Annotated in this window: 3 protein-coding genes; all 3 read left to right on the forward strand. The window is 27.4% G+C overall.

Going from position 1 to position 5,126, the window contains the following annotated elements:
- Positions 1-51 precede the first annotated feature (51 nt).
- The 3 genes from E6248_RS12850 to E6248_RS12860 are packed head-to-tail and all read left to right on the forward strand — an operon-like array spanning position 52 to position 4,924.
- The gene (locus tag E6248_RS12850) at positions 52-975 is read left to right on the forward strand and encodes a diacylglycerol kinase family lipid kinase (RefSeq protein WP_316341190.1); all 924 of its coding nucleotides are present in this window, start codon (positions 52-54) and stop codon (positions 973-975) included.
- 18 nt (positions 976-993) lie between these two features.
- Positions 994-1,698, forward strand: a complete 705-nt coding sequence (locus E6248_RS12855) for an ABC transporter ATP-binding protein (protein WP_316341191.1) — start codon at positions 994-996, stop codon at positions 1,696-1,698.
- Position 1,699: 1 nt separating this feature from the next.
- Entirely contained in the window at positions 1,700-4,924 is a 3,225-nt protein-coding gene (locus E6248_RS12860; protein ID WP_316341192.1) for an FtsX-like permease family protein, read from the forward strand.
- The last annotated feature ends 202 nt before the right edge of the window (positions 4,925-5,126 follow it).

Raw genomic sequence — 5,126 nt, forward strand, 5'->3', positions numbered from 1 at the left:
CTATTATAGTATACTTATTTTAAATAGATGAAATTAAGAAAGGTAGCATTTATGTTAAAAACAAAACATTATTTTATTATAAATCCAAAGGCGGGAAAATCTGATGTATCAAAAGTAGTAGCATATGAAATTGAAAACGCCTTTAAAGGTTCTATTGATGAATATAGTATCTATATTACTAAAGAAAGAAATGATGCAGAAGAATATACTAAATTTATTTGTAATAAAGAAAAAAATGAAAATATAAGATTTTATGCCTGTGGAGGAGATGGAACATTAAATGAAGTTATAAATGGAGTAGTAGGGTTTGATAATGCAAGTGTTTCTGTTATACCCCATGGAACAGGTAATGATTTCATAAATAATTTTGAAGAATCTATAGGATTTTATGATATAAAGAAGCAAATTTCATTTGAGTCACAAAAAATAGATTTAATAAAAATTAATGATACTTATGCAGTTAATTTATGTAACATTGGTTTTGATGCTATGGTTGCAGAAAATATGAATAAATTTAAAAAGCTACCACTAATAAATGGACAAGGTGCCTATACATTATCAATTTTCTATTCATTATTTCATAAAATGACTAGTAATTTAGAAATAAAAATAGATGATAGAGAAATAATTAAAGGCGAATTTTTATTATGTGTTGCAGCTAATGGTCTTACATATGGAGGGGGATACAAAGGAGCACCTTTAGCAGAAATAAATGATGGATTTATAGATTTATGCATTATAAAAAAAGTCTCAAGACTTAAGCTTATTAAATTAATTAGTGTATATAAAGTTGGAGAGCACTTAAATAATGAAGAGTTAAAGGATTACTTTATATACAAAAGATGTAAAACAATTAATATAAAATCAAATGATAAATTTAGTACTTGTATTGATGGTGAAATATTTGAAGAAACTAATATCAATATTTCTGTAGTTGAAAATGCAGTAGAATTTTTATCACCAACTAAACTTTAAAAAAGAGAGGTATATAATTTGAGTAGCTTTATTGAATTTAAAGATGTTAAAAAAATTTACAAAATGGGGGAAGTTGATATAACTGCTTTAGCTGGAGTATCTTTTTCAATAGAAAAAGGAGAATTTGTTATAGTAGCAGGAGCAAGTGGTGCAGGTAAAAGTACTATTTTAAATATATTAGGTGGAATGGATACATTATCAAGTGGTGAAATTGTAGTAGATAATAATTTAATAAGTAACTATTCAGAAAAAGATCTAATATCTTATAGACGATTTGATATTGGATTTGTATTTCAATTTTATAATTTAGTTCAAAACCTAACCGCTTTAGAAAATGTTGAATTGGCTACTCAGATCTGTAAAGATCCATTAAATCCAGCTGAAATTTTAAAAGCAGTAGGCTTAGAAGGCAGAAAAGATAATTTCCCTGCCCAGCTATCTGGTGGAGAGCAGCAACGTGTAGCTATTGCTAGAGCCTTGGCTAAAAATCCGAAGTTATTATTATGTGATGAACCCACAGGAGCACTAGATTATAATACAGGAAAGGCTATACTTAAGCTCCTTCAGGATACATGTAAAAAGTATAATATGACTGTAGTAATAATTACACATAATTTAGCCTTAACTCCTATGGGTGATAAAGTAATAAAGGTTAAGAATGGTATGATTGAAAGCGTAACATTAAATGATAATCCTCTTCCAGTAGAAAGGATTGAATGGTAATATGAAAAATGCTTTTATGAAAGATGTTCTTAAGGACATAAAAAAATCAAAAGGAAGATTTCTTTCTATATTTGCTATCATAGCTTTAGGAGTTGCCTTCTTCTCTGGAATTAAAGTTTCTCCAATAGATATGAAAAATACTGCTGATAAATATTATGACGATTATAACTTTATGGATTTAACCTTATACTCAACATTAGGTTTTACTGATGAGGATATTGTTGAAATAGAAAGGTTAGATGGAGTTAATGATGTTTATCCAACCTATTCTTTAGATGCAATAACTATGATAGATACAGCAGATTCTGTTCTGAAAGTTATGGGAATGCCTTTAAATGATGAAAATTATGTTAATAAATATCGATTAATTGAAGGTAGATTTCCAGAAAATAAAAACGAATGTGTTATTGAAGCAGGAGTGATTGATGATTTAAATTTATCAGTAGGAAGCACGATCAAACTTAAATCAGGCACTAGTGATGAGCTTAGTGAAAGCTTAGATGTAACTGAATATGAAATTGTAGGTAAGGTTCAAACACCTAATTACTTATCATTTGAAAAAGGTACTTCAAATATTGGAAGTGGTAAGATTTCGAGTTTTATAGTAATTCCAAATGAAAACTTCAAGTTACCAGTTTATACAGAAGTATATTTAACTATAGATGATGTTAAAGAGTTAAATTCATATTCAAAAAAATATTTTAAAGAGATAGATAAAGTAAAACCATCTGTAGAAATGCTTGGTAATGAAAGAGCTGCTTTAAGATATGAAGAAATACTAAATGAAGCTAATAAAAAATTAAGTGATAGCAGAGAAGAATTTGAAAAGCAAAAGTTAAAAGGTGAGGAAGAACTTGATAATGCTAAAAAGACCATAGAAGATTCAGAAGAAGCATTAAAAAATGGCGAATCTGAACTTACAAAAAGTGAAACTGATTATAAACTTAGTATTATTCAAGCCGAAAATGAAATTTCTTTAGGTGAGTATAAGATTAATGATGGTAAAGTAGCCTTAGAAAGTGGTAAAAAGACTTTTGAAGCGGAAAAGGTTAAAGCTCAAGAGCAGATTAATACTGCAAAATCTACTTTAAAAGCTCTCGAAGATACTAGAAACAATTTAATTTCTAGAATAAAAGAAAATGAAGATGCTTTAAAAAATCCTAATTTAACTGAAGCGGAGAAAAATACTATAACTCAAGAGATAAATGTTTTGGTTAAAACTATAGATGAAGTAAATAATGGTATAACATATATAAATAATGAAATAACCTCTGGAGAAGATAAGTTAAGAAGTGCTGAAAAGGAATTAAAAGAAAAAGAACAACAATTAAAAGATGCTGAGAATACTTTAATTGAAAATAAAAAGAAACTTGAAGAGGGAAAAAAATTAGCTGAAGCCCAGTTTGCATCATCTAAAGATGAAATTTCTAAAGGAAAAGAAGAATTAGCAAAAGGTAAAAAAGATTATGAATTAGGAAAAGAAGCATTTGAAAAAGAAATAGCAGCTGCTGAAGCAAAGTTAAACAAAGCTGAAAGTGAAATTAAAAATATTGAAGAGCCTAGTTGGATTGTTCTAGATAGAAATAGTCATTATTCCTATGTTGACTATAAAAATAATGCTGATAGCATAGATAAAATTGCGAAAGTCTTCCCTGTATTCTTTTTCTTAGTAGCAGCACTTGTATGCTTAACTACAATGACAAGAATGGTGGATGAGCAAAGAATAAATATTGGTACTTTAAAAGCATTAGGATATTCTAAAAATAAAATAGCGTCAAAATATTTAATTTATTCATTATCAGCATCATTTTTAGGTAGTATTGCAGGTCTAGCCATAGGCTTTACTCTATTCCCTATAGTAATTTTTGATGCTTATGGAATAATGTATAATCTACCTAAGGTTCAGCTAGAATTTAATATTCCTATAGCTATATTAATAACATTAGTTTCAATAGCAGTAACTACTCTTTCAGCATTATTTGCTTGTTATGCTGAACTTAAAGAGTCACCTGCTAATCTAATGAGACCAAAAGCTCCAAAGGAAGGAAAGAGGATATTAATAGAAAGAATAACCTTCATTTGGAAAAAATTAAGTTTTATAGGTAAGGTAACAGTAAGAAATATATTTAGGTATAAGAAGAGATTCTTTATGACTGTATTTGGTATTGCTGGTTGTACTGCACTGTTAGTAACTGGTTTTGGTATTAAAGACTCCATTGAAACTATTATTGATAAACAATTTGGAGATATCTTTAAGTATAATTTATCAATAAATATTGATAAAGATTATGGTAAGTCTGAAAAGATTAATTTTGGTAAAGAATTGAAAGATAGAGATGAAGTAAAAGATGCTCTAATGCTATTATCAGAAAATGCTAAGATATCTACTGAAAAAGGAGATAAGGATTTAAGCATTATAGTTCCAGAAAACTTAAGAACAGTTTCTGATTTTATTAACTTTAAAAATAGAAAATCTAAAGAAGAACTTACCTTAAGTGATAATGGTATTATATTATCAGAAAAAGCAGCAGATGCCACAAAGGTAAAAGTAGGAGATGAATTAAAGATTAAAGTAGATGGTAAGGAATATAGTTTAAAAGTTTCAGGTATAACTGAAAACTATACATTTAACTATGCTTACATCTCTCCTAAATATTATAGAGATATATTTGATATAGAACCTAATTATAATTCATTTATAGTAAGTATCAATAATGTTGATAATGAAGAAGATTTATCTAAAGAAATAATGGAAAACCAAATAGTTAAAGGTGTTTCTTTTAATACTAATATAAAAGAAAACTTTGATAATATTATTAAAAGCTTAAACTATGTTGTATTAGTAATGATAGTATCTGCAGGAGCTTTAGCTTTTGTAGTACTTTATAACTTAACTAATGTAAATATAAGTGAAAGAATTAGAGAAATTGCAACTATTAAAGTATTAGGCTTCTATGATAATGAAGTATCAGCCTATATTTATAGAGAAAATATTATACTAACTATATTTGGTATATTATTTGGTTCAGTTTTAGGTGTTTTACTTCATAGATTTATAATTTTTACTGTTGAAATAGATAATATGATGTTTGGTAGAAATATAGATTTAACAAGCTTTATATTTTCAGCAATATTAACTATATTATTTGCTGTACTAGTTAATATTTCAATGTATTATAAACTTAAAAAGGTTAAGATGGTAGAATCATTAAAATCTGTAGACTAAGATAACACTTACCTTTGTAGTGAGAATCTATAATAAAGTGAATTAGCTTGGAAGAATTACTTTTATTAGATTATTTTAAGTCCCTCTGTTATAAAACAGAGGGACTTTTTATTGTATTGAAAACCACTGGCTATGCCAGTGGATAAAATGGCTTAAGCTCTGAACAGAAAAAACTCCTATGATATAATTGCAACGACTGACA

It is taken from the genome of Clostridium sp., from assembly GCF_032552055.1.
Lineage (GTDB): Bacteria > Bacillota > Clostridia > Clostridiales > Clostridiaceae > Clostridium.